General features: G+C 67.4%; 19 protein-coding genes, 3 tRNA genes and 1 pseudogene. 12 read left to right on the top strand and 11 right to left on the bottom strand.

All coding sequences use genetic code 11. The features are described 5' to 3' along the window. Nucleotide 1: 1 nt before the first annotated feature. Nucleotides 2-499: a heme-degrading domain-containing protein gene (locus WT60_RS11325; protein ID WP_060356006.1), complete on the bottom strand. Its 498-nt coding sequence runs from the start codon at nucleotides 497-499 to the stop codon at nucleotides 2-4. Nucleotides 500-743: 244 nt separating this feature from the next. On the opposite strand from WT60_RS11325, the gene WT60_RS11330 reads away from it, so the two are divergent. After that, a tRNA-Met gene (locus WT60_RS11330) sits at nucleotides 744-820 on the top strand. Nucleotides 821-905: 85 nt separating this feature from the next. Here the strand turns inward: WT60_RS11330 and WT60_RS34420 are convergent. Further along, nucleotides 906-1,247, bottom strand: coding sequence for a hypothetical protein (locus tag WT60_RS34420; protein WP_186448592.1), 342 nt, complete (start codon nucleotides 1,245-1,247; stop codon nucleotides 906-908). Here WT60_RS34420 and WT60_RS11340 point away from each other — a divergent pair. From WT60_RS11340 to WT60_RS11365, 6 genes are all read left to right on the top strand, one after another. Beyond that, nucleotides 1,164-1,709: an NUDIX hydrolase gene (locus tag WT60_RS11340; protein ID WP_038743180.1), complete on the top strand. Its 546-nt coding sequence runs from the start codon at nucleotides 1,164-1,166 to the stop codon at nucleotides 1,707-1,709. The genes WT60_RS34420 and WT60_RS11340 overlap by 84 nt on opposite strands. A gap of 8 nt (nucleotides 1,710-1,717) precedes the next feature. Next, entirely contained in the window at nucleotides 1,718-2,485 is a 768-nt protein-coding gene (gene aat / locus WT60_RS11345) for a leucyl/phenylalanyl-tRNA--protein transferase (protein WP_038743182.1), read from the top strand. A 33-nt stretch (nucleotides 2,486-2,518) separates the two neighbouring features. Next, nucleotides 2,519-3,349 carry an arginyltransferase gene (locus tag WT60_RS11350; protein ID WP_038743184.1) on the top strand — a complete coding sequence of 277 codons (831 nt, stop codon included), beginning with the start codon at nucleotides 2,519-2,521 and terminating at the stop codon, nucleotides 3,347-3,349. Nucleotides 3,350-3,451: 102 nt separating this feature from the next. Then, nucleotides 3,452-4,489: a quinone-dependent dihydroorotate dehydrogenase gene (locus WT60_RS11355; RefSeq protein WP_038743186.1), complete on the top strand. Its 1,038-nt coding sequence runs from the start codon at nucleotides 3,452-3,454 to the stop codon at nucleotides 4,487-4,489. 109 nt (nucleotides 4,490-4,598) lie between these two features. Further along, a complete protein-coding gene (locus tag WT60_RS11360; protein ID WP_038743188.1) occupies nucleotides 4,599-5,393 on the top strand; it encodes a cystine ABC transporter substrate-binding protein in 795 nt (264 codons plus the stop codon). A gap of 130 nt (nucleotides 5,394-5,523) precedes the next feature. Then, the gene (locus tag WT60_RS11365) at nucleotides 5,524-6,183 is read left to right on the top strand and encodes an amino acid ABC transporter permease (protein WP_038743190.1); all 660 of its coding nucleotides are present in this window, start codon (nucleotides 5,524-5,526) and stop codon (nucleotides 6,181-6,183) included. A gap of 67 nt (nucleotides 6,184-6,250) precedes the next feature. Here the strand turns inward: WT60_RS11365 and WT60_RS11370 are convergent, their stop codons facing one another. From WT60_RS11370 to rnr, 6 genes are all read right to left on the bottom strand, one after another. Then, nucleotides 6,251-7,234, bottom strand: a complete 984-nt coding sequence (locus WT60_RS11370; protein WP_038743192.1) for a Gfo/Idh/MocA family oxidoreductase — start codon at nucleotides 7,232-7,234, stop codon at nucleotides 6,251-6,253. A 102-nt stretch (nucleotides 7,235-7,336) separates the two neighbouring features. Beyond that, on the bottom strand, nucleotides 7,337-8,050 hold the full coding sequence (locus tag WT60_RS11375; RefSeq protein WP_038743194.1) for an FCD domain-containing protein: 714 nt from the start codon (nucleotides 8,048-8,050) through the stop codon (nucleotides 7,337-7,339). Nucleotides 8,051-8,390: 340 nt separating this feature from the next. Further along, entirely contained in the window at nucleotides 8,391-9,086 is a 696-nt protein-coding gene (gene rpiA, locus WT60_RS11380; protein ID WP_038743339.1) for a ribose-5-phosphate isomerase RpiA, read from the bottom strand. A gap of 213 nt (nucleotides 9,087-9,299) precedes the next feature. Then, entirely contained in the window at nucleotides 9,300-10,202 is a 903-nt protein-coding gene (locus WT60_RS11385) for an N-acetylmuramoyl-L-alanine amidase (RefSeq protein WP_059670372.1), read from the bottom strand. Nucleotides 10,203-10,553: 351 nt separating this feature from the next. Continuing rightward, nucleotides 10,554-11,297 carry a 23S rRNA (guanosine(2251)-2'-O)-methyltransferase RlmB gene (gene rlmB, locus WT60_RS11390; RefSeq protein WP_038743197.1) on the bottom strand — a complete coding sequence of 248 codons (744 nt, stop codon included), beginning with the start codon at nucleotides 11,295-11,297 and terminating at the stop codon, nucleotides 10,554-10,556. Between the two features lie 135 nt (nucleotides 11,298-11,432). After that, complete coding sequence (rnr, locus tag WT60_RS11395; RefSeq protein WP_060356005.1) at nucleotides 11,433-13,868, bottom strand: ribonuclease R; 2,436 nt, start codon at nucleotides 13,866-13,868, stop codon at nucleotides 11,433-11,435. A 226-nt stretch (nucleotides 13,869-14,094) separates the two neighbouring features. Here rnr and WT60_RS11400 point away from each other — a divergent pair. The 3 genes and pseudogenes from WT60_RS11400 to WT60_RS11415 all read left to right on the top strand — a co-directional run. Further along, nucleotides 14,095-14,179 (top strand) — tRNA-Leu (locus WT60_RS11400). Nucleotides 14,180-14,336: 157 nt separating this feature from the next. Then, nucleotides 14,337-14,423, top strand: a tRNA-Leu gene (locus WT60_RS11405). A gap of 543 nt (nucleotides 14,424-14,966) precedes the next feature. Further along, nucleotides 14,967-16,001 (top strand): annotated as a pseudogene (locus WT60_RS11415) (PA domain protein); the annotation flags it as partial. Nucleotides 16,002-16,203: 202 nt separating this feature from the next. Here WT60_RS11415 and WT60_RS11420 read toward each other — a convergent pair. The 3 genes from WT60_RS11420 to WT60_RS11430 all read right to left on the bottom strand — a co-directional run bounded on the left by WT60_RS11420 (nucleotide 16,204) and on the right by WT60_RS11430 (nucleotide 19,293). Beyond that, nucleotides 16,204-17,916, bottom strand: coding sequence for a SulP family inorganic anion transporter (locus WT60_RS11420; RefSeq protein WP_038743199.1), 1,713 nt, complete (start codon nucleotides 17,914-17,916; stop codon nucleotides 16,204-16,206). Nucleotides 17,917-17,962: 46 nt separating this feature from the next. Further along, nucleotides 17,963-18,589, bottom strand: coding sequence for a ParB-like protein (locus tag WT60_RS11425; RefSeq protein ID WP_060356003.1), 627 nt, complete (start codon nucleotides 18,587-18,589; stop codon nucleotides 17,963-17,965). A 131-nt stretch (nucleotides 18,590-18,720) separates the two neighbouring features. After that, a complete protein-coding gene (locus tag WT60_RS11430; RefSeq protein ID WP_038743203.1) occupies nucleotides 18,721-19,293 on the bottom strand; it encodes a GNAT family N-acetyltransferase in 573 nt (190 codons plus the stop codon). Nucleotides 19,294-19,633: 340 nt separating this feature from the next. Between WT60_RS11430 and WT60_RS11435 the strand changes: the two genes are divergently transcribed. Beyond that, nucleotides 19,634-20,860, top strand: a complete 1,227-nt coding sequence (locus tag WT60_RS11435; RefSeq protein ID WP_038743205.1) for an MFS transporter — start codon at nucleotides 19,634-19,636, stop codon at nucleotides 20,858-20,860. Between the two features lie 217 nt (nucleotides 20,861-21,077). Continuing rightward, nucleotides 21,078-22,058 (top strand): TetR/AcrR family transcriptional regulator, encoded by a 981-nt coding sequence (locus tag WT60_RS11440; RefSeq protein ID WP_060356002.1) that lies wholly within the window; start codon nucleotides 21,078-21,080, stop codon nucleotides 22,056-22,058. Nucleotides 22,059-22,067: the final 9 nt, after the last annotated feature.

Below are 22,067 nucleotides of genomic sequence, written 5' to 3' on the forward strand. Positions count from 1 at the left end.
GTCAGCTCCTCACGAGCGCCAGCGTTTCGTACGCGTGGCCGAGCTGCGCGCACAGCGCTTCGACGACGAGCTCGTGATCGCCCCGCTGCGGCAGCCCCGACACCGTCACCGAGCCGATCACGCCCGCCCCGGCCACCGCGAGCGGAAACGCGCCGCCGTGCGACGCGTATTCGGACGCGGACAGCCCGTGCTTGTCGGCGAGCGTCGCACCGGCCTGCTGCATCCGCAGGCCGACCGCATACGAGCTGCGCCGGAAATGCGCGACGACATTGCCTTTGCGGCGCGCCCAATCGACGTTGTCAGGCGTCGCGCCGTCGAGCAACGCGAAGAAGAACGGCTGCCCGAACGTGCGCACGTCGATCGCGACGGCATGGCCGCGCGCGAGCGCGAGCTCGCGCAGCTGCGAGCCGAGCGCCCATGCGCGCGCGGCGTCGAACTGCGGGAACACGAGGGTCTTTTCCTGTACGGCGATCGACTGCAGATCGAGAGCGATGTCCATGACGCGTGTGTGCGAACGATAGCGAAAATGCGAGAAGGAAATGCCGCGCCGCCTCGGGCGGCCGGCGCGCTGCGCGGCCCGTGCGGTGCGGCCGGCGAAACAGTCAGGCGAAACAGTCAGGCGAAACGCTCCGATTCTAGCGCAGCGCCGCTTCCGAGCCGTTCGGGCGCGGCGGCGAACGGAAATCGTCAGGAAGGTGTTGCATTTCTCCGGGTATCTCCTTATAATTTCATCTTTCGACGGACGCGGGGTGGAGCAGTCTGGCAGCTCGTCGGGCTCATAACCCGAAGGTCGTAGGTTCAAATCCTACCCCCGCAACCAAGCCAGGTTTTTCGCAAGCGGCGCCGAGCGCGCGATCATGCGGAAACGGACGAATCCACGTCGAAACCGATCAGAAAGCCCGCCCTCAACGGTGGGCTTTTTGCTTTTCGGGCGCCTGCTCGATTGCGTCGCCGATCTGCATCCGAACGCCATCGCGCGCAGCCGGCGCGACACGCGCCGAACGAAAGCGCAACGCGCGAGCGCGGGCAACCGCGATCGCGCGAAAAGCCTGTCGCGAACGCGCCGCCGCGCACGCGCCGTTCGGCACGGCGCTCCACGGCGAGCGTTCGAGAATGCCCCCGCCCGGTGATACACTCGCATCACCATTTCCCATCCCCTTCCTATGAAATTCTGTTCCGTTTGCGGTCACGAAGTCATTGCGCGCATCCCGCCGGGAGACAATCGCGAGCGCTTTGTCTGCGACCATTGCGGCACGATCCACTATCAGAACCCGCGCAACGTCGTGGGCACGATTCCCGTGTGGGGCGAGCAGGTGCTGCTGTGCCGGCGCGCGATCGAGCCGCGCTACGGCTTCTGGACGCTGCCCGCGGGCTTCATGGAGATGGGCGAGACGACGGCCGAGGCCGCGGCGCGCGAAACGCTCGAGGAAGCGGGCGCGCGCGTCGAGGTGCAGAATCTCTTCACGCTGCTGAACGTGCCGCACGTCCATCAGGTGCATCTCTTCTATCTGGCGCGCCTCGTCGATCCGTCTTTCGAGGCGGGCGAGGAAAGCCTCGAAGTGCGGCTCTTCGACGAAGCGGACATTCCGTGGGACGACATCGCGTTCCCGACCGTCAGCCAGACGCTGCGGTTCTTCTTCGCCGACCGCGAGGCGGGCGACTACGGCGTCCACACGGGCGACATCTTCCGCTCGCTGCGCAACGGCTAGGCGCGCGCATGGTTCCCTGGCTCGGCCCCGACGATCCGTTTCCGAGCGTCGAGCGCGCGCTCGGCGCGGCGAGCGGCGCGCCCGGCCTCCTCGCCGCGAGCGCCGACCTGCTGCCGTCGCGCCTCATCGACGCGTACCGGCGCGGCATCTTCCCGTGGTATTCGGACGGCCAGCCGGTGCTCTGGTGGAGCCCCGATCCGCGGATGATCCTCGCGCCCACCGAATTCAAGATTTCCGCGACGTTCAGAAAGACGCTCAAGCGCGTGCTGCGCGAGCCGCGCTGGGAGATTCGCGTCGACAGCGACTTCGCCGGCGTGATGCGCGCGTGCGCGCAGGCGCCTCGGCCCGGACAGCGCGGTACGTGGATCACCGCGGAGATCGTCGACGCGTATTCGTCGCTGCACCGCGCGGGCGACGCGCACAGCATCGAAACCTGGCTCGACGGCCGCCGCGTGGGCGGCCTTTACGGCGTGTCGTTCGGCCGGATGTTCTTCGGCGAATCGATGTACGCGGACGTGAGCGACGCGTCGAAAATCGCGCTCGCGGCGCTCGTCGCGCACCTGCGCGAGCACAGGGTAGAAATGATAGACTGCCAGCAGAACACGTCGCATCTGGCGTCGCTCGGCGGCCGGGAAATCGCGCGCAAGGCGTTCGTCGCCCACGTGCGCCGCGCCGTCGGCGAAGCGCCGATACCATGGCGGTTCGACAAGACCGTCGTCGCCGGGCTGCTCGGCCATGCCGCTTCGGCGACGGCAGCGGATGCGTTCGATCGTTAGCGCGGCAAAACATCAATACATCGAGAGCTGCCCATGACTCATCCCACTGAGCTGCCGCTTTCACCGCTTTCGGCGTTGCAATTCTATGCGACGGCCCCCTACCCGTGCAGTTATCTGGACGGGCGCATCGCGCGCTCGCAAGTCGCGACGCCCAGTCATCTGATCAATTCGGACATCTACACCGAGCTCGTCAAGGCAGGCTTTCGCCGCTCCGGCGTGTTCACGTACCGCCCCTACTGCGACGGCTGCCGTGCGTGCGTGCCGGTGCGCGTGCCCGTCGACGCGTTCAAGGCGAGCCGCACGCAGCGGCGCGCATGGAAGCGTCATCGCGCGCTCGTCGCGACGGTGTCGCCGCTCCATTACGACGAAGAGCATTACGCGCTCTACATGCGCTATCAGTCGGCGCGCCACGCGGGCGGCGGCATGGATCGCGACAGCCGCGATCAATACGAGCAATTTCTGCTGCAGAGCCGGATCAACTCGCGGCTCGTCGAGTTCCGCGATCTCGATCCGGCGCAGGACGGAGCGAGCGCGCTGCGCATGGTCAGCATGATCGACATCCTCGGCGACGGCCTGTCGTCCGTCTACACGTTCTTCGATCCCGACGAGCCGCACGCGAGCTACGGCACCTACAACATCCTCTGGCAGATCGAGCAGGCGAAGAGCCTGCGCCTGCCGTACGTCTATCTCGGCTACTGGATTCGCGAGAGCCCGAAGATGGCGTACAAGGCGAATTTCCATCCGCTCGAAGGGCTCGTCGACGGCCGCTGGAAAGTGCTCGATCCGACGCTCGTCGACCTGCCGCCCGTCGATGCCGCGTTCGCGCGCGCGCCGCTGCCGGGCGGCCATTCGGGCACGCGCTGACGGCGTGGCGCACGTGCGCCGCCGCCCGCCCTGCGAAGGCGCGCCGGCGCTTCTCGGCTAAAATACCGGGTTGTCAATTTTTCGGCTGCCGCCGCCTCTTCCGTGTTCAGCTCCCTCTATCCGCTTGCCCGCGCGTCTCTCTTCAAGATGGACGCCGAGGACGCCCATCATCTGACCCTGCGCATGCTCGGCGCCGCGGGCCGCACCGGCCTCGCGTGCGCGCTCTCCTCGCACGTGCCCGACGCGCCGCGCACCGTGATGGGGCTCGAGTTCCGCAATCCGGTCGGACTCGCGGCCGGCCTCGACAAGGACGGCGCGGCGATCGACGGCTTCGCCGCGCTCGGCTTCGGCTTCATCGAGGTCGGCACGGTCACGCCGCGCGCGCAGCCCGGCAATCCGCGCCCGCGGATGTTCCGGCTGCCCGAGGCGCAAGCGATCATCAACCGGATGGGCTTCAACAACAGCGGCGTCGACCAGTTCGTGAAGAACGTGCAGGCGGCGCGCTATCGCGGCGTGCTCGGGCTGAACATCGGCAAGAACGCCGACACGCCGATCGAGCGCGCGGCCGACGATTACCTGTACTGCCTCGAGCGCGTCTATCCGTTCGCGAGCTACGTGACGATCAACATCTCGTCGCCGAATACGAAGAACCTGCGCCAGTTGCAGGGCGCGGGCGAGCTCGACGCGCTGCTCGCCGCGCTGAAGGACAAGCAGCGGCGTCTCGCCGACCTGCACGGCAAGCTCGTGCCGCTCGCGCTGAAGATCGCGCCGGACCTCGACGACGAGCAGGTGAAGGAGATCGCCGCGACGCTCTTGCGCCACCAGATCGAAGGCGTGATCGCGACCAACACGACGCTGTCGCGCGACGCCGTGAAGGGCCTGCCGCACGCCGACGAAGCGGGCGGGCTGTCCGGGCGGCCGGTGTTCGACGCGTCGAACGCGGTGATCCGCAAGCTGCGCGCGGAGCTCGGCGACGCCGTGCCCATCATCGGCGTGGGCGGCATCTTCTCCGGCGAGGACGCGCGTGCGAAACTCGCGGCGGGCGCGTCGCTCGTGCAGGTGTACACGGGCTTCATCTATCGCGGCCCGGCGCTCGTCGCCGAATGCGTGAAGGCGATCGCTCGCGAGCAAGCGCGGTGATATAGAAATAAACAAACGATATTTAGATATCGATTGTTATTTCGCTACCATTGCGCGATCGATATCAGGGCCTCATCGAAGACCCCCTCCCAGGCAAGGAAACAACACAATGAAAATTGCGTCGCTGAAGAAGCTTCTGGTCGCCGGCCTGATCGGCGCGTCGTTCGTCGCCGCCACCGCGCACGCGGCGGATCTGCTCGACGAAGTCAAGCAACGCGGCACGCTGCGGATCGGCCTCGAAGGCACGTTCCCGCCGTTCAACTCGAAGAACCCGCAAGGCGAGCTCGTCGGCTTCGACGTGGACATCGCCAAGGCGATCGCCGCGAAGCTCGGCGTGAAGCCCGAATTCGTCACGACCGAATGGAGCGGCATCATCGCGGGCCTGCAGGCGGGCAAGTTCGACGTGATCGTCAACCAGGTCGGCATCACCGACAAGCGCCGCGAAACGCTCGACTTCTCGCCGGCGTACACCTACTCGTCCGCGCAACTGATCCAGCGCAAGGACGACGCGCGCCAGTTCAAGTCGCTCGAAGAGCTGAAGGGCAAGAAGCTCGGCGTCGCGCTCGGCACGAATTACATGGACATGGCGAAGTCGGTGCCGGGCATCGACGTGAAGACGTATCCGGGCGCGCCCGAGTATCTGCGCGATCTCGCGGCCGGCCGCCTCGACGCGGCGCTCAACGACCGCCTGATGCTCGCGTACCTGACGAAGAACTCGCAGCTGCCGCTGCGCCCGGGCGCGAACGTCGGCTCGGCGAATCCGTCCGGCATCCCGTACAAGAAGGGCAACCCGAAGTTCGCGAAGGCGATTGCGGACGCAATGGCGCAACTCGAATCCGACGGCACGTTCACGAAGATCTCGGACAAGTGGTTCGGCATCGACGTGACGAAGCCCGTCAAGTGAGCGCGTAAGCTCGTCGTCGCGCCGCCCGCGTCCGGCGGCAAACGAGGGCGGCATCCGCAACGGTGCCGCCCTTTGCATTGCGCGTCCGGTTTATGATTGCGCTTTCGCGTAAGCCTCGTCACCGCTTCACATGCCGATCACTTCCCTCCTCGCCCAATCGCTCCCGGTCCTCCTCCAGGGCGCGCTTTTGACCGTCAAGTTCGCCGTGCTGTCGATGGTGCTCGGCCTCGTCGGCGCCGTCGCGCTCGCGCTAATGGGCATCGGCCGCAGCGCGGTGCTGGCCGGCGTCGCGCGCGCGTACGTGAGCGTGATGCGCGGCACGCCGCTCCTCGTACAGATCTTCGTCGTCTACTACGGACTGCCGAGCCTCGGCATCTCGCTCGATCCGACGCCCGCCGGCGTAATCGCGCTGTCCGCGAACGTCGCCGCTTACATGTCCGAAAGCATGCGCGGCGCGATCAACGGGATCGACAAGGGGCAATGGCTCGCCGCCTACAGCCTCGGGCTGTCGTGGCGGCAGACGCTGCGCTACGTGATCGGCCCGCAGGCGCTGCGCATCGCGGTGCCGAGCCTGTCGAACAGCCTCATCAGCCTGATCAAGGACACGTCGCTCGTGTCGGTGATCACCGTCACCGAGCTGCTGCGCAGCGCGCAGGAAATCATCGCGTCGACCTATCAGCCGCTGCCGCTCTATCTCGCGGCGGCCGGCGTCTACTGGGTGCTGTGCCAGATTCTCGAATGGGTGCAGCGCTGGTACGAACGCCGGCTCGCTTTGCCGAGCCGGCATTGATCGCGCGTGCGACGCCGCCGCGCGCCACAAGCGCGGCGGCGCGCAGGTCCAGCGCCCACGTCGCCCGTCAATCCATCGGATAGCGCACGCCGAGCGCCGCGCGCGCCGCATCCGTCATCGCGATCATCCGCCGCGAATGATCGTGCGTCATCACCGGGCTTTCGAGCTCCCCCGCGCGCAGCAGCTCGCAGAAGTGCGCGATCTCGTAATTGAGGCCGCCGCCGTCGAACGGCTCGTCGAGCTCGACGACGCGGCCGTCCGCATAGCGGATCGTCGCCCGCGCGGGGTTCCACCAGTTTTCGTGAATCGTCACGTAGCCGCCCGCGGCCGCGAGGAGCGCGTCGCCGCGCCCCATCACGTCGAGCCCGCAGAAAAGCTGCGACACGCCGCGCTCGTGCCGCGCGTTGACGCTCGCGAACACGTCGACGCCCGTCGCGCCGACGCGACCGAATGCCTGCACGTCGAGCGGCGCGCCCAGCCAGTCGACAGCGAGAAACATTTCGTAGACGCCGATGTCGAGCAGCGCGCCGCCCGCCTGCTCGAAACGGTAGACGGGATGATCGGCCGGCACCGTCGATGACGCGCAGCCCGCACGCACGAGCGCGACGTCGCCGATCGGATCGCGCTCGAGATGCGCGCGCAGCTTTCGGTACAGCGGATAGAACGGCGGCTTCATCGCCTCCATGAACAGGCGCTTCGCGGCGCGCGCGTCGCAGAGCACCGCGTCGAGCTCGCGCGCGTTGACGGTCGCGGGCTTTTCGCAGAGCACTGCCTTGCCGGCCGCGAGCGCCGCGCGCGCGTAATGCGCGTGGCTGTCGTTCAGCGTCGCGATGTAGACGGCGTCGATCTCGGATGCGAAGAGCGCGTCGACGCTCGCGCACGGCGCGCCGCCGTGCGCGTCGCAGAACGCGGCGGCCGCGTCGGCGCGGCGCGCCCACACGTGCGAGAGCACGGCATCGCGCACGTGCGCGATGCTCTGTGCGAACCGGCGCGCGATGCTGCCCGCGCCGACGATGCCGAAACGAATCGGCGTCGGTTGGTAATCGGTCATCGAATCAATTCCGTGTCGCTGAGGATATCCGGCGTCGGACTCGCAGCCCGGCCGGCCGTCATGATAAACGGCCGGCCTCCGGCGTGCGACACGGCGCGGCGCTCAGTTGCGCTCGGGCATCTCGACCGCGAAGTCGCGCATCTCCTCCGCCGTGTAGTCGATCAGCTCGAGCGCGGCCGCTTCCGCCTCGCGCGCATCGCGCCGCTCGATCGCCTCGACGACCCGCCCGTGCGACTTGAGCGCGAGCGCGCGAATATCGTCGCGCTGGCTCATTCGCGGGTTCACGACGCGCAGCGCGCCGCGAATGATCGCCGCCATTTGTTGGAAGAACTGATTGCCGCTCGCATGCACGATGCGCGTATGCAGCAGCTCATCCGCCTCGTCGTATGCCGGCGTCCCCGGCTCGGCCAATTTGAACAGCTCGAATGCCTCCCGAATGCCTGCGATTTCGGCCGCCGTCGCGCGGCTTGCCGCCTGAGCGGTCGCGCGCGGCTCGATCAGCGTCCGGAACTCGATCACGTCGCGCAGGAACTGCCGATCGGGCTTCGCCCGGAAACGCCAGTTCACGACATCTTCGTCGATCATCCTCCAATGGCTCATCGGCCGAACGCGCGTGCCGACCTTCGGGCGCACGTCCAGCATGTCGCGCGCCAGCAACATCGAGAGCGCTTCGCGCATCACGGTGCGACTGACGTCGAACTCCTTCGACAACACGTCCTGCGGCGGCAACACGCCCCCATACTTGTCCTCGACGATTCCCGTGACAAGCCCATCCATCACTTTACTGACCAGTGACCGGTCCTTTCCCTGCTCCATGAGACCTCTCCCCGAACATCACCTGTGTTGGCACAATGCCCTCGCAGTCTCGCCGGCCCTCTGTATCGAAATGACATGACTATCAGCCTTTGTTCTTATGAACGATACGTTGCTGAGTTCGTCGCAATTCCGCTATCTGGTAAACACCTGACAGGGTAATCCCTCTTACTATATCCAGAAAAAAAACAGCCCTAAAAAAATAGGTCCAGCAAGCTTGTTGCAAGCTCGCTGGACCTCGGATCGAAGGCCTGCCGAAAGCGTCGGCAATCTGAATTTATTGAGATTGGATTTAACCGACTTTATTGCTTTCGCACAGCAAATTCATTTTCAAATGATTGAATTAACGCCGCACGTAGCGGAGCGTTTCGACGCCTTGCGCGGTGCCGAGCAGGCACAGATCCGCGCCGCGTTCGGCGAACAGGCCGACCGTCACGACGCCGGGCCAGCCGTTGATCGTCGCTTCGAGCGCGCGCGGATCGTCGATTCGCAGGCCCTTCACGTCGAGAATCTCGTTGCCGTTGTCGGTGAGGTACGGCGCGCCGTCCTGCTTCACGCGCAGCACGGGCACGCCGCCGAGCGCGGCGAGCCGGCGGCCGATCGCGGTGCGCGCCATCGGCACGACCTCGACGGGCAGCGGAAACTGACCGAGCATCGCGACGCGCTTGCTCGCATCGGCGATGCAGACGAACGTTTCGGCGACCGAAGCAACGATCTTCTCGCGCGTGAGCGCGCCGCCGCCGCCCTTGATCATCGCGCCGCTCCCGTCGATCTCGTCCGCGCCGTCGACATACACCTGCAGCGACTCGATCTCGTTCAGATCGAACACCTTGATGCCATGCGACTTCAGGCGCTCCGTCGTCGCGACCGAGCTCGACACCGCGCCGCGATAGCGATCCTTGACGGCCGCGAGCGCGTCGATGAAGCAGTTGGCGGTCGAGCCCGTGCCGACGCCGATCACCGCGCCTTGCGGCACGTTGTCGGTCACGTATTGGGCGGCGGCCTCGCCGACGAGGCGTTTGAGTTCGTCTTGTGTCATGAGAAGCGTCGAGCAATCGAAGTGCGAAAAGCGCAAGTTTACCGGAGACGCTCCGCTTGACGGCTTTTTTCGATGCGATCGCGACGGCGACGCCACGCGCGGCGCCGACGCCCGCCGTTTCTCAGATTGACAATCGCTCGGCCGCGTTGACGCTCGCCCACGCGGCCGCGTCGAATCGGGCGGCGCGCTCGCGTGGCCGCCCGTCGAACGCGTTCACTGCGCCGCCACCCCGCTCGCCGCGCTTGCGCCGTCCGTCGCCACGTCGCGCTCGGGCGCCGGCTGCGACGACATGTACTTGTCGAGCAGCGCCTGCGCGATCGCGTCGGTTTCCGCATCGGGATTGCCCGCGTAGTCGGTTGGCCGGAAATGCATCTGGAACGCGGCGATCACGCGCCGCGCGCGATCGTCGAGCACGCCGTCCGTCGCGACGTCATAGCCGTAGCGCGCGAGCTTCAGTTGCAGTTCGCGCACGTCGACGAGCGACTTCGGCGGTCGGCCCGCGAGGCGCGCGGCGACGGTCGCGTCGTCGGGCCACGCACCGACGCCCGCTTTCGCAAGCGCGCGCCACGGGAACAGCGGGCCGGGATCGATCTTGCGCTGCGGCGCGATGTCGCTGTGGCCGACGACGCGCGTCGGCGGAATCTGGTAACGGGTGACGATATCCTTCGCAAGCCGAACGATCGCGTCGACCTGCGCGGGCGGATACGGCGCCCACATGCGGCCGTGCGGCGTATCGATCGGGCCGCGATTGACGTTCTCGATGCCGATCGACACGCCGTTCAGCTCGGTCGCGCCCTGCCACGAGCTCACGCCCGCGTGCCACGCGCGCTCGCTTTCCGGCACGAGCTGATAGACGACGGGCAAGCCGCGCTCGGTGCGCGGCGCGTCGGACACGACGTAATGCGAGCTCACGTTTTCCTGCGTGAGCACGTGCAGTGACTGCGCTTCGCCGATCTCGGTGTAGTGCATGACGAGGAAGCGAATGCGCGAATCGACGCTGCGCGCGGGCAGGCTCGTGTCGGCGTAGTAGTCGCCGTGATTGACGAGCGTGGGCGCCGTACAGGCGGCGAGCAGGCTGAGGCTCGCGAGAAGCGCATGGCGCAAAGGGATTTTCATGATGACGGCGCTCGATGAATCTGCGGTCGTCGGGACGATTCGACCCGACACGAGCGCCCCATTTTAGACGCTTCGTCGATCGTATTCTTGCGCGTTTTGCGCCTGTTTTACGGGAACTGCGCGCGGTGCGGCGATATGACGGCTGCGCGTCACGACGAAAACGGAAGCGTGCGGGCGTCGCGATCGACCCGACCCGACGCTCGCGCTCCGCGACCGGACTCGCGCTTGCGGCGGCGATACGCGCGAGCGCGCCGCCTCGCATGCCGCCGGCGTTCGCCGTCGCGCGTCACGCACGAAGCGGCGCGCGCATCGCTCATAGTCGGCGGCGCGCGCACGCGCCGCGCGCTTAGCTTATTTCTTCGCGCCTCGCTGCCGCACGGCTTCGTACAGGCACACGCCGCTCGCGACCGACACGTTCAGGCTCTCGACGCTCCCCGCCATCGGAATGAACATCACTTCGTCGCACGTGTCGCGCGTCAAGCGCCGCATCCCCTCGCCTTCCGCGCCCACCACGAGCGCCACCGGGCCGTCGAGCTTCGTGTCGTAGAGGCTCGCCGTCGCATCGTCCGACGTGCCGATCACCCACACCCCCGCGTCCTTCAGCTCGCGCAGCGCCCGCGCGAGGTTCGTCACCGTGATGTACGGCACCGTATCGGCCGCGCCGCTCGCGACCTTCGCGGCGGTCGCATTGAGTCCGGCCGCGCGGTCGCGCGGCGCGATGATCGCGTGCGCGCCTGCCGCGTCGGCGACGCGCAGGCATGCGCCCAGGTTGTGCGGATCGGTCACGCCGTCGAGCACGAGCAGAAGCGCCGGCCCCGCGATCCCGTCGAGCAGCTCGGCGAGGTTCTGCGCGAGCGGCAGATCCTCGACGCGCGCGACGACCCCCTGGTGGCGCTCGGTGTGCGCGAGCCCCCAGAGCCGCGTCTCGTCGGCGGCGATGAGACGCACGCCCGCTTCCTTCGCGGTCTGCAGGAAGTCCTGCATCCGGCGGTCGCGGCGCGTCGCATCGTAGAACACCTCCGCGACCGTCGACGCATCGTGCCGCATGCGCGCGGTCACCGCATGAAAACCGTAGAGAACCTTCAGACGTGACATGGCTGGAACAACCTTCGATCAAAACGCGCGGCCGCGCATTGCACGGCCGCATTGAAAATGGAAAGCGCCGCGCGCCCTTCCGGGTGCGCGGCGTCTCGATCAGTCGGCGCCGCCTCTCGCGGGCGGCGCGCTCGATCAGTACTTCTTGCGCGAACGCGCCTTCTTCGCGGCCGGCTTGGACGCGGCGCCCTTCTTGCGCGCCGCCCTCGCCTCATTCACCGCCGCGCTCGGCGCGCTCGCGGCCTTCTTGCGCCGCGCGGGCCCTTCCGCGGGCGGCAGCGAACGCACGCGCGGCCCGGCGGCTTCGGCAGCCGCCGCCGAAGCCGCCGGCCGCGGCGCCTTGACGGGCGTTTCGCGCACGAGCCGGAAATCGATCTTGCGCGCGTCGAGGTCCACGCGGCTCACCTGCACGCGCACGCGATCGGACAGCCGATAGCGGATGCCCGTGCGCTCGCCGCGCAGCTCGTTCTTCACTTCGTCGTACTGGAAGTAGTCGGCGCCGAGCTCGGTCACATGCACGAGGCCTTCGATGAAGAGCGCGTCGAGCTGCACGAAGATGCCGAACGACGTGACGCCGTTCACCATCCCGCCGTACTCCTCGCCGAGCTTGTCGCGCATGAAATAGCACTTGAGCCACGCTTCGACGTCGCGCGACGCCTCGTCCGCGCGCCGCTCGTTCGACGAGCAATGAAGCCCGAGCTCTTCCCAGATCGCCGTGTTCGACCGCGCGCGGCCGCGCGCCTCGTCGTCCTCGCGCTGCATCGCGCGGGCCCGCGGCGACAGCGCGGTGTTGAGCTCGACGCCTTCGGGCGACTTCGGTGTGTACTTCTTGCCGGACAGGATCGCGTAGATCGCGCGGTGCGTGAGCAGATCGGGATAGCGGCGGATCGGGCTCGTGAAGTGCGCGTACGCGTCGTACGCGAGGCCGAAGTGGCCGATGTTGTCGGGGCTGTAGACCGCCTGCTGCATCGAGCGTAGCAGCATCGGCTGCAGCATCTGCGCATCGGGCCGATCGCGGATGTGCGCCATCAGCGCCGCATAGTCGCTCGCGTGCGGCGTGTCGCCGCCGCCCAGCGTGAGCCCCATGTCGCGCAGGAACGCGCGCAGGTTCTCGAGCTTCTCGGGCGTCGGGCCCGCATGCACGCGGTAGAGGCCCGGATGCTTGTTGCGCTTGAGGAAATCGGCCGCGCAGACGTTCGCGGCAAGCATGCATTCCTCGATCAGGCGATGCGCGTCGTTGCGCTGGCGCGGCAGGATCTGCTCGATCTTGCCTTGCGCGTTGCAGACGATGTACGTCTCGGTCGTGTCGAAATCGATCGCGCCGCGCTTTTGCCGCGCGGCGAAGAGCGCCTTGTAGACGCCGTACAGGTTCTGCAGGTGCGGCATCAGCTCGGCGCGGCGCGCGGCCTCCGGCCCCTTCGTGTTCGCGAGCACCGCGGCCACTTCGGTATACGTGAGACGCGCGGCCGAGTGGATCACGGCCGGATAGAACTGATACGCCTTGATGTCGCCGCGCGCGTTGATGATCATGTCGCACGCGAGCACGCAGCGGTCGACCTGCGGATTCAGCGAGCACAGCCCGTTCGACAGCTTCTCCGGCAGCATCGGAATCACGCGGCGCGGGAAGTAGACCGACGTGCTGCGCTCGACCGCGTCGCCGTCGAGCGGGCTGCCCGGCTGCACGTAGTACGACACGTCGGCGATCGCGACGATGAGCCGGAAGCCTTCGCCACGGCCGACCGCGACGGGCTCGCAATATACGGCGTCGTCGAAGTCGCGCGCGTCCTCACCGTCGATCGTGACGAACGGCACGTCGCGCAGATCGACGCGATAGCGCAAATCCGCGGGCCGCACCTTGTCCGGCAGCGCCGCGGCTTCGCCGAGCGCGTGCGCGCCGAATTCGTGCGGCACGCCGTACTTGCGCACCGCGATCTCGATCTCCATGCCGGGATCGTCGATGTCGCCGAGCACCTCGACGACGCGGCCGAGCGGCTGCGAATGGCGGCTCGGAAAATCGGTGAGCTCGACCACGACGACCTGCCCGACCTTCGCCTTCTTCACGTTCTGCGTGACGAGGATGTCGTGGCTGATCCGCTTGTCCTCGGGCGCGACGATGAGCGCGCCGTTCTCGTTCAGCAGACGCCCGATCACGCGCTTGTTCGCGCGCTCTGTCACCTCGACGACATGCCCTTCCGGCCGGCCGCGCCGGTCATAGCCGACGATCCGCGCGAGCACGCGGTCGTTGTGCATGACCTTCTGCATCTCGGCGTTCGGCAGGAACAGGTCGTCCTGGCCGTCGTCGCGGATCACGAAGCCGTAGCCGTCGCGATGGCCCTGCACGCGGCCCGCGACGAAGTTGGACGGATGCGTCAACTGATAATGTCCGCGCTTGTCGAGACGGATCTGACCGTCGCGCTCCATCGCGGCGACGCGACGGAAAAATCCTTCGCGCTCCTGACGCTTGATCGACAGCGCTTCAGCGATGTCGTTCGCCGCAAGCGGCGCGTCGCTCGTGCGCAGCACGCCGAGAATCTCTTCGCGGCTCGGAATGGGATACGGATACTTGCTCAAGGGCTTGTCGATGATTTTTCTCGTTGCGTTTGGCTTGCGCGACCGCGGCAAGCGGAGCCGAACGGGCGCGCCGCTCATGCCGCCCCATTCTAACACCCGCCGCCGCACCGAACGGACCGCACGCCGCGTGTTGCGCGGGATGCGCCGCGCCCTGCGCGCACGATGAAAAAGTGTTGACAGGCTCATTCGACCGTCTATAATTGCGGTCTTTGCAGCACACGCACCTGCCCAGGTGGCGGAATTGGTAGACGCACTAGTTTCAGGTACTAGCGGGTAACCCCGTGGAGGTTCGAGTCCTCTCTTGGGCACCAGATTCGAAAAAGCCAGCTTGCGCTGGCTTTTTCTTTTTGTGTGAGGCTGCCCATGTCTCGTGAAAACTGTCTTCAATGAATTTTTGGTCTCTCCCTAAATTTCTGTTGACAGAATTCATAAGACGTCTAAAATAGCGGTCTTGCTCGATGCAGCAGTGCCCAGGTGGCGGAATTGGTAGACGCACTAGGTTCAGGTCCTAGCGGTGGCAACACCGTGGAGGTTCGAGTCCTCTCCTGGGCACCATCTCTTATCGAGCAAAACAACGAACCCCGTAACGCATCGCGTACGGGGTTTTTTGTTTCTCGCACACGCCGCGCCGTTCGATCGCGTCTCGTGTGATATCGGCGGCATGCATCGCGCATGCGACGCCATCGCGATCGTCGCCGCTTCATCGCCGCGCGTCCGTGTCGCTCCGTCCTTGCGTCCTCTTCGTCCGCTCTTCGCTCCACTTTGAACCCGGCCGAGCCGGCCCGTCACGCGACCTCGCTCGGGACAATCAACGAAACGCTTTCACGTCGCCCACACGGCACATCCGATGCGCGCGGCGCTCGCAATGGCACGAACGCATGCTCGCGTTGCCGAGCGCCGCGCACGACGGTCGGCGCAATTCGCAAGCGTGCGCCGATCCGCGTCCGAACGCGCCTGCGCCCGCCGCGGAGCGCGCGCCATGTCGCTTTACCGGCGCATCACATTTGATCTTCGCCGCCCCCATTCGTATAACGATCACGCGCCCGACGCACTTTCAGCACACGAATCCGAGACCCGGCGCGAGCCGGCAAGCCGGACGCGTTCTTCCGCGAGCGCGCGCTGCGCGTGTTCGATCCGGACAACGCGTTCCCGCCGTCAGCGCCGTACGTGCGCACGAGCTTCATGCTCGGCGCGCTCACCGCGATGCTCGACGCGCTGCAGGCGGCGGGCGCGGCGGCGTCGTGATGATCGCCGACACGTCCGCCGCCGAGACAACCAGGCTCTATGCACCGTACGACGGCCGGCCGCGACGTGCGCCCGGCCTGTTCGTCGATCGCGCGACGGGCGCAAAGCTCGTCACGCTCGCGAAGCGCGGCGCCACGCTCAGGCTGCCGCTCGACGCGAGCGTCGAGCGCGTGCAAACGCGCAACCTGATCGGCATCATCCCCGGCGCGACTGACGAGCTGACCGTCGTCAACAGCCACACCGACGGCACGAACGGAATCGAGGACAACGGCCCGAACGCGATCGTCGCGATCGCGCAGTACCTGTACCGCCTGCCCCGCGCGGCGCTGCCGCGCACGATCATGCTGTCGAGCGGGCACTTCGCGGGCGGGCTCGGCATCGAGGATTTCCTCGCTCGCCACGCGCACGACGGGCTCGTCGCGCGAATCGCGTGCGTCGTCACGATCGAGCATCTGGGTGCGCAGGAATAGCTGCCGAATGCGCGCGGCGCGCTCGCGCCGACCGGCCGCGCGGAGCCGGCGGCGCTCTTCATGCCGCCCGTGCCCGCGCTCGTCGACGCGGCCGACGCGCTGGTGCGCCGCGCGAACGCCGCGCCCGCGTTCGTGATGCCGCCGCTCAATCCGAACGGAGGCGGCAGCGCCGACGACGCCGCCTGGCCCGGCGAGGGCCAGTATTTCTGGGGCCGCGGGCGCGTGCCGACGATCAACGTCATCACGGGCCCGACGTATCTCCTCAACTACGGACGGCGTGACGACCGCGGAGAAGATCGACTATGTGCGCCTGCACCGCGAAATCGCGGCGACGACGCAAACGCTGCTCGATCTGTCACGCGTGCCGTTCTCCGAATTGCGCGCGGTGCGGCCGGGCATGCGCGCGGCCACACTGTGACGCTTGCGCTCGCGCGCCGACGGGCGCCGACGGGCGCCGTAAGCGCGAGGCATGCGAACGGACGAACCGAGCGGCCGCCGGCGCGATGCACAAACGAACCGGGGCGACACGAAGCGGCACGGAGCGACACGATCGGCCGGCGCGACGATCGCGCCGCGCGCATCGGCGCCATGCACGCGCGGCGGCGGACGCCGCCGACGCATCACGCATGCTGCGGCTCGCCCGCCGCCAGCAGTTGCAGGCTCTCGTCGACGCTCAGCTCGGACAGCGCGCCCGCCCGCAGCGCTCCGTCGGCCGCGCGCTGAAGCACGCGCAGCACGTTCGGCTTCAGGCGCACGAACACGAGGCGCCAGCCGCGCGCGTCGCATTCGGCGGCGAACGTCTTCAGCGCTTCGATCGTCGTGCCGTCGATGTCGGGCGATTCCTCGAGGCTCAGCATCACCGTGTGCACGGGCGGCTGCGCATCGCGCGCGAGATGCCGCACCATGTTCAGCACGCGCTCCGCGTTCGCGAAGAAGAGCTGCGCCTCCGGCCGCACGATCACCACGCCCGGGATCGGCTTCGCATCCTCGTGCATCGACACGTCGACGAAATCGTGGCTCTCGCGCAGCCGTCCAAGCACGCTCACGTTCGGCTCGGACAGTTGCCGCAGCGTCAGCAGCAAGCTCACGCCGATCGCGGCGAGCAGGCCGTGCAGCACGCCGAGCACGATCACGGCCGACAGCGCGGCGATCACGACGATCCGGTCGCGACGCCATGCCCAGTACGGCCGGAACACTTCGGGATGCAGAGAATGGCTGACCGCGAAGATCACGATCGCGGCGAGCACGGGCTCCGGGATGCGCGCGAGCTGCGGCAGCAGCAGCCAGACGATCAGCGCGATCACGGCCGCCGCGAAGAGGCCCGCCATGCGCGTCTGCGCGCCCGCCGCCTCGTTCGCCGACGTCGCCGAATAGCCGGCGCCCACGGGCATTCCGTGCAGCAGCCCGGAGACGAGATTCGCGCAGCCGAGCGCGACGAGATCGCGGTTCGGCGAAATCGCGTCGCCATGCTTGAGCGCGAAGTTGCGAATCGACCCGTACGACTCCGCGTACAGGATCAGCATCAGCGCGAAGCCGAACTCGGCCGTCTGCATCCATGCGGAGCGGCCGAGCACCGGCATCCCGAACGCGAGATTCTGCAGGTCGATCGTGCCGACGACCGCGATCCCGTAGCGATGCCAGTCGATCCAATAGCCGGCCGCGATGCCGAGCACGATGACGACGAGCGTCGCCGGCACGCGCGAGCGCCGCCCGAGCGCGAACAGGATCGCGAGCGCCGTCGCGCCGAGCGCCGCGCTGTGCACGTTGCCGTTCGGAATCCCGAGCAGCAGGTCGAACGTGAAGCGCAGCGTATCGCTGTGGTGGATCGGCACGTCGAGGATCTTCGGCAACTGCTTGATTACGATCGTGAGCGCGAGACCGAACGTGAAGCCGCGCAGCACCGGGCGCGCGATGAAATCCGACATGCCGCCGAGGCGCGCCGCGCCCGCGAGGATGAACAGGATGCCCGTCGTCGCGACGAGCGCGGCCGCTAACAGAAGTTGCGCGGCGACGTTCGGCCCGGCCTCGGAAATCACGGTCGCGGCGAGCACGACGGCCGACGACGATGTCGCCGACACGATCGCGAAACGGCTGCTGCCCGCGATCGCATAGACGACGAGCCCGGCCAGCAGCGCGATGAGCCCCGCCTGCGGCGGCAGGTTCGCGAGCCCCGCGTACGCGACCGCCTCGGGAATCAGCAGGCCCGCGATCGACAGCCCGGCGAGTGCGTCGAGCGCCGTGCGGCGGCCGCGCGGCGCGGGCGGCGCGTCGAGCGCGGCGAAATGCTCGGCCTGCTGAGGCGGCGCGTCGATACGCTTCGTACGAGAGTCCATGCGCGCTCCGTGTTCGTTGTCCGTCGATCGAATGAGGACGCGGCGCTCAGCGCGGCGCCGCGATCACGCCGGACCATCCCGGCAGATAGCGCGCCTCCTGCGTGTGCGCGTGGCCGAGCGCCGCTTCGAGCGCCGTCGCGAAATCCTTGCGGATCTGCGTCAGCGCGATTTTCGGGCGCAGGAAATCGGCCCACAGGAATTCGCTGAACGGCGTCGCGTCCTTCGCGTAGCCGCCCGCCGTGCGCAGTTCGCCCGCCAGGCTGCGGTAAGGATCGTCGTTCAGGCCGACGAGCGACTTCGGCAAGCGGGCGTAGTCATGGCGCACGCCGTTCGTGCCGAACGGATGCACCCACTGGTTGTGCTCCATCATCCGCCAGAAGATCGTTTCGTCGAGCCATGACAGATCCTTCAGCAGCATCGCCCTCACCTCGGTCACGCCCTCTTCGATGAGCGCGAGCCCGAGATGATGATGATCGGTGATGAAGTACTCGCCGCCCGGCCCCAACACGGCCGGAAACCAGTGCGAATCGATCGCGGCCTTGCGCGCCTTCTTGCCGAGCGATTTCCAGTGCTTGCGCTTCGCCTTCACTTCGCGATACCCGACCGTGATCTGCGTCGGGCGCAGCGCGTCGAGCTTGGCGGGGATGAGATGCACGTCGTGGCCGATCGTCATGGTGGGACTCCCGAATAGGATGTCGGCAACGATACATGGGATCGGCGCTCGCGTTAATACCGCATTGCCCCCGAGGCTTGCGCCATGCGTACTGCCGCACGGTGCGCGGCGCGCGCGGCGGCACCCGGGCGTCAGCGGCGAGCCGCGACAGTCGAAAGAGTCGCGAGGTCCGCGCGCTCGAGCCGGTGACGGACGTACGGGATGCCGTCCTGCACGATGCCGACGCGCCGCATCCCGAGCTTGCGCGCGACGTGCAGCGACGCGTCGTTCTGCGCGGCGATGTCCGCGACGATGCGCGGCAGCCTGACCGTCTCGAACGCGTGCCGCACGACGCGCCGCGCGGCTTCGCTCGCGATCCCGCGCCCCCATGCTTCGCGCACGAGGCGCCAGCCGATCTCGACGTCGCGACCGCCTTCGGCGAAATCGGGAATCAGCAGCGTCCAGCCGACGAAGCGCTCGGGCCGCGCCTTCTCGAAGATCGACCAATAGCCGAGGCCGGGCGGATACGCGCGCGTGATCCGATGCTCGACGAAACGGCGATGCTCGAGCGGATCGCTCCACGGACCGGCGATGTGGCGCGTCACGTCCGGATCGCGATCCATCGCGATGCATGCGTCGAGGTCGGCGAGCATGCGCGGGCGCAGCCACAAGCGATCGGTTTCGAGAACCGGCAGCGCCGGGAGAGCTTGCGAATCCGAATCCATCTGTAAGCACATGAAAGAAAGAGGACGGCGCTACCTTAGCATCGCCCGCCGCATCGCGAAAACCGCGGCGAATCGCGCCGGTTCGCACGCGCAGCCGGGCGATCCCGCGCCGTTCGCTCGACGCGATGCGGCGCGACGCGATGAGCTCGACGTGACGAATGCGGCGCACACATCGGTTACGTCCTGGGCAACAAGGTATTTCATAGGGATAAATCCGGATCGGATCGTTCAGAGCCCTCACGCGCGCGATGAGCGGCGTACACTCGCATTACCGCCTGCGCGCAGCGCCAGCCGGACGGTGCGGGCCACGACGGCGCTTTCCCTCGAGGAGACCGCCGCCATGACCATGAGCTGGACCCGGGAACAACGCAACGTCACGATCGCCGCCTACCTCGGCTGGACGCTCGACGCATTCGATTTCTTCCTGATGGTCTTCGTGCTGAAGGACATCGCCGCCGAATTCAACACGAAGATTCCCGCCGTCGCGTTCGCGATCACGCTGACGCTCGCCGCGCGCCCGATCGGCGCGCTGATCTTCGGCCGCCTCGCCGATCATTTCGGCCGCCGGCCGACGCTGATGATCAACATCGCATGCTATTCGCTGCTCGAGCTCGCGTCCGGCTTCGCGCCGAGCCTGGCCGCGCTGCTCGTGCTGCGCACGCTGTTCGGCGTCGCCATGGGCGGCGAATGGGGCGTCGGCTCCGCGCTGACGATGGAAACGATCCCGACGCGCGCGCGCGGCGCCGTGTCGGGCCTGCTGCAGGCGGGCTACCCGAGCGGCTATCTGCTCGCGTCGATCGTCTTCGGCCTCTTCTACCAGTACATCGGCTGGCGCGGCATGTTCATGATCGGCGTGCTGCCCGCGCTGCTCGTGCTGTACGTGCGCGCGAAAGTGCCCGAGTCGCCCGCGTGGAAGCAGATGGAAAAGCGCGCGCGCCCGAGCCTCGTCGAGACGCTCAAGCAGAACTGGAAGCTGTCGATTTACGCAGTCGTGCTAATGACCGCGTTCAACTTCTTCTCGCACGGCACGCAGGATCTCTATCCGACATTCCTGCGCGAACAGCATCACTTCGATCCGCACACGGTGTCGGGGATCACGATCGTGCTGAACATCGGCGCGATCGTCGGCGGGCTCACGTTCGGCTGGCTGTCGGAGCGCATCGGCCGCCGCCGCGCGATCTTCATCGCAACGATGATCTCGCTGCCCGTGCTGCCGCTTTGGGCGTTCTCGACCGGCGTGCTCGCGCTCGCCGCCGGTGCATTCCTGATGCAGATCTCGGTGCAGGGCGCATGGGGCGTGATCCCCGTGCATCTGAACGAGATTTCGCCCGACGAGATTCGCGCGACCTTCCCCGGCTTCGTGTATCAGCTCGGCAATCTGCTCGCGTCGGGCAACGCGACGATGCAGGCGCAACTCGCGGTCAATCACGGCAACGACTACAGCATGGCGCTCGCGACGGTCGCGGGCATCGTCGCCGTCGTCATCTGCGTTTTAATTGTGTTCAGCCGCGAGCGACGCGGGATCGACATGACGCAGGCGGCCGCGATGAGCCCGACGACGGGATAGCGCCCGCACGCGGCGGCGCACCATTGCGCAAGCGCGCGCCGTACTGCGCGCGGCGCGTGATTCATGCTGCATTGCACTGAACGCTCTAGAGGAATTTGTCCATAAAGAACGCTTGCCGCCGCCCCGCACCGCTTTTTATCTTAATGAAAACAGCTGTTTCAATTACAGATTTGAATCGCTTGTTCGCGTACCGGGAAACCGGCAAGGGAGGCGGAACATGGCAGTTCGACAGGCCAGCCGGCAATCCGGCGGGACGAAGGCGCGCATCCTCGATGCGGCCGAAGATCTTTTCATCGAGCATGGCTTCGAAGCGATGTCGATGCGGCAAATCACATCGCGCGCAGCGGTGAATCTTGCCGCGGTCAACTATCACTTCGGTAGCAAGGAAGCGCTCATCCACGCGATGTTGTCGCGGCGCCTCGATCAGCTGAACGAGGAGCGCCTGCGCATCCTCGATCGGTTCGACGCGCAACTCGGCCCGCACGTCACGTGCGAGCACGTGCTGGGCGCGATGTTCATTCCGGCGCTGCAGGCGTCGCGCGATCCGCAACGCGGCGGCCGCGCATTCCTCAGACTCATCGGCCGCGCGTACACCGATCCGTCGGCGTTCGTGCGCAATTTCCTGACCGCGCACTACGCGAGCGTCGCCGGCCGCTTCTTCGACGCGTTCCAGCGCGCGCTGCCGAACCTGCCGCGCGCGGAGCTCGGCTGGCGGCTGCACTACGCGATCGGCGCGCTGTCCGGCGCGCTCGCGGGCGCGGAGACAGAAAGCCTCATCGACGAATTCACGCAAGGCCGCTCGATGAACGACGTGCAAATGATCGCGCGGCTGTCGTCGCTGATCGTCGCCGCGCTGAAGGCGCCGATGCCCGACACGGCGCAGCTCACGATCTTCGCGTCGGTGCTCGACGGCGCTGCGGCGTCGGCCGACGCGACGCATCCGGCCGAGCCGGCGGCGGCGGCAGGCGCGGCAGCCGCCGCCGTTGCCGCCATCGCGCCGTCCGCGCCCGCCGCCGCACCGGAGATCGCGCCGGCCGCCATTTCGGCGCCCGCGCCGAACCCCGCGCCGCCGACGTCGGCCGCTGCGACACCCGCCGCGCCGATGCCGACCGCCGCTGCGGCTGCCGCCGCACCGTGCATTGAACCGATCGCGGCCGAGCCCATCGTCGCGGCCGCGCACGAAACCCACGCGACCTGATCGAGGTCC

The sequence above is a fragment of the Burkholderia sp. MSMB617WGS genome (assembly GCF_001532025.2).
Taxonomy (GTDB): Bacteria; Pseudomonadota; Gammaproteobacteria; order Burkholderiales; family Burkholderiaceae; genus Burkholderia; species Burkholderia savannae.

Coding starts and splice junctions, on each gene's coding strand:
- WT60_RS11325 (WP_060356006.1), bottom strand. CDS start 499: ATGGACATCGCTCTCGATCTGCAGTCGATCGCCGTACAGGAAAAGACC.
- WT60_RS11340 (WP_038743180.1), top strand. CDS start 1,164: ATGAAATTCTGTTCCGTTTGCGGTCACGAAGTCATTGCGCGCATCCCG.
- WT60_RS34420 (WP_186448592.1), bottom strand. CDS start 1,247: ATGGTCGCAGACAAAGCGCTCGCGATTGTCTCCCGGCGGGATGCGCGC.
- aat (WP_038743182.1), top strand. CDS start 1,718: ATGGTTCCCTGGCTCGGCCCCGACGATCCGTTTCCGAGCGTCGAGCGC.
- WT60_RS11350 (WP_038743184.1), top strand. CDS start 2,519: ATGACTCATCCCACTGAGCTGCCGCTTTCACCGCTTTCGGCGTTGCAA.
- WT60_RS11360 (WP_038743188.1), top strand. CDS start 4,599: ATGAAAATTGCGTCGCTGAAGAAGCTTCTGGTCGCCGGCCTGATCGGC.
- WT60_RS11365 (WP_038743190.1), top strand. CDS start 5,524: ATGCCGATCACTTCCCTCCTCGCCCAATCGCTCCCGGTCCTCCTCCAG.
- WT60_RS11370 (WP_038743192.1), bottom strand. CDS start 7,234: ATGACCGATTACCAACCGACGCCGATTCGTTTCGGCATCGTCGGCGCG.
- WT60_RS11375 (WP_038743194.1), bottom strand. CDS start 8,050: ATGGAGCAGGGAAAGGACCGGTCACTGGTCAGTAAAGTGATGGATGGG.
- rpiA (WP_038743339.1), bottom strand. CDS start 9,086: ATGACACAAGACGAACTCAAACGCCTCGTCGGCGAGGCCGCCGCCCAA.
- WT60_RS11385 (WP_059670372.1), bottom strand. CDS start 10,202: ATGAAAATCCCTTTGCGCCATGCGCTTCTCGCGAGCCTCAGCCTGCTC.
- rlmB (WP_038743197.1), bottom strand. CDS start 11,297: ATGTCACGTCTGAAGGTTCTCTACGGTTTTCATGCGGTGACCGCGCGC.
- WT60_RS11420 (WP_038743199.1), bottom strand. CDS start 17,916: ATGGACTCTCGTACGAAGCGTATCGACGCGCCGCCTCAGCAGGCCGAG.
- WT60_RS11425 (WP_060356003.1), bottom strand. CDS start 18,589: ATGACGATCGGCCACGACGTGCATCTCATCCCCGCCAAGCTCGACGCG.
- WT60_RS11430 (WP_038743203.1), bottom strand. CDS start 19,293: ATGGATTCGGATTCGCAAGCTCTCCCGGCGCTGCCGGTTCTCGAAACC.
- WT60_RS11435 (WP_038743205.1), top strand. CDS start 19,634: ATGACCATGAGCTGGACCCGGGAACAACGCAACGTCACGATCGCCGCC.
- WT60_RS11440 (WP_060356002.1), top strand. CDS start 21,078: ATGGCAGTTCGACAGGCCAGCCGGCAATCCGGCGGGACGAAGGCGCGC.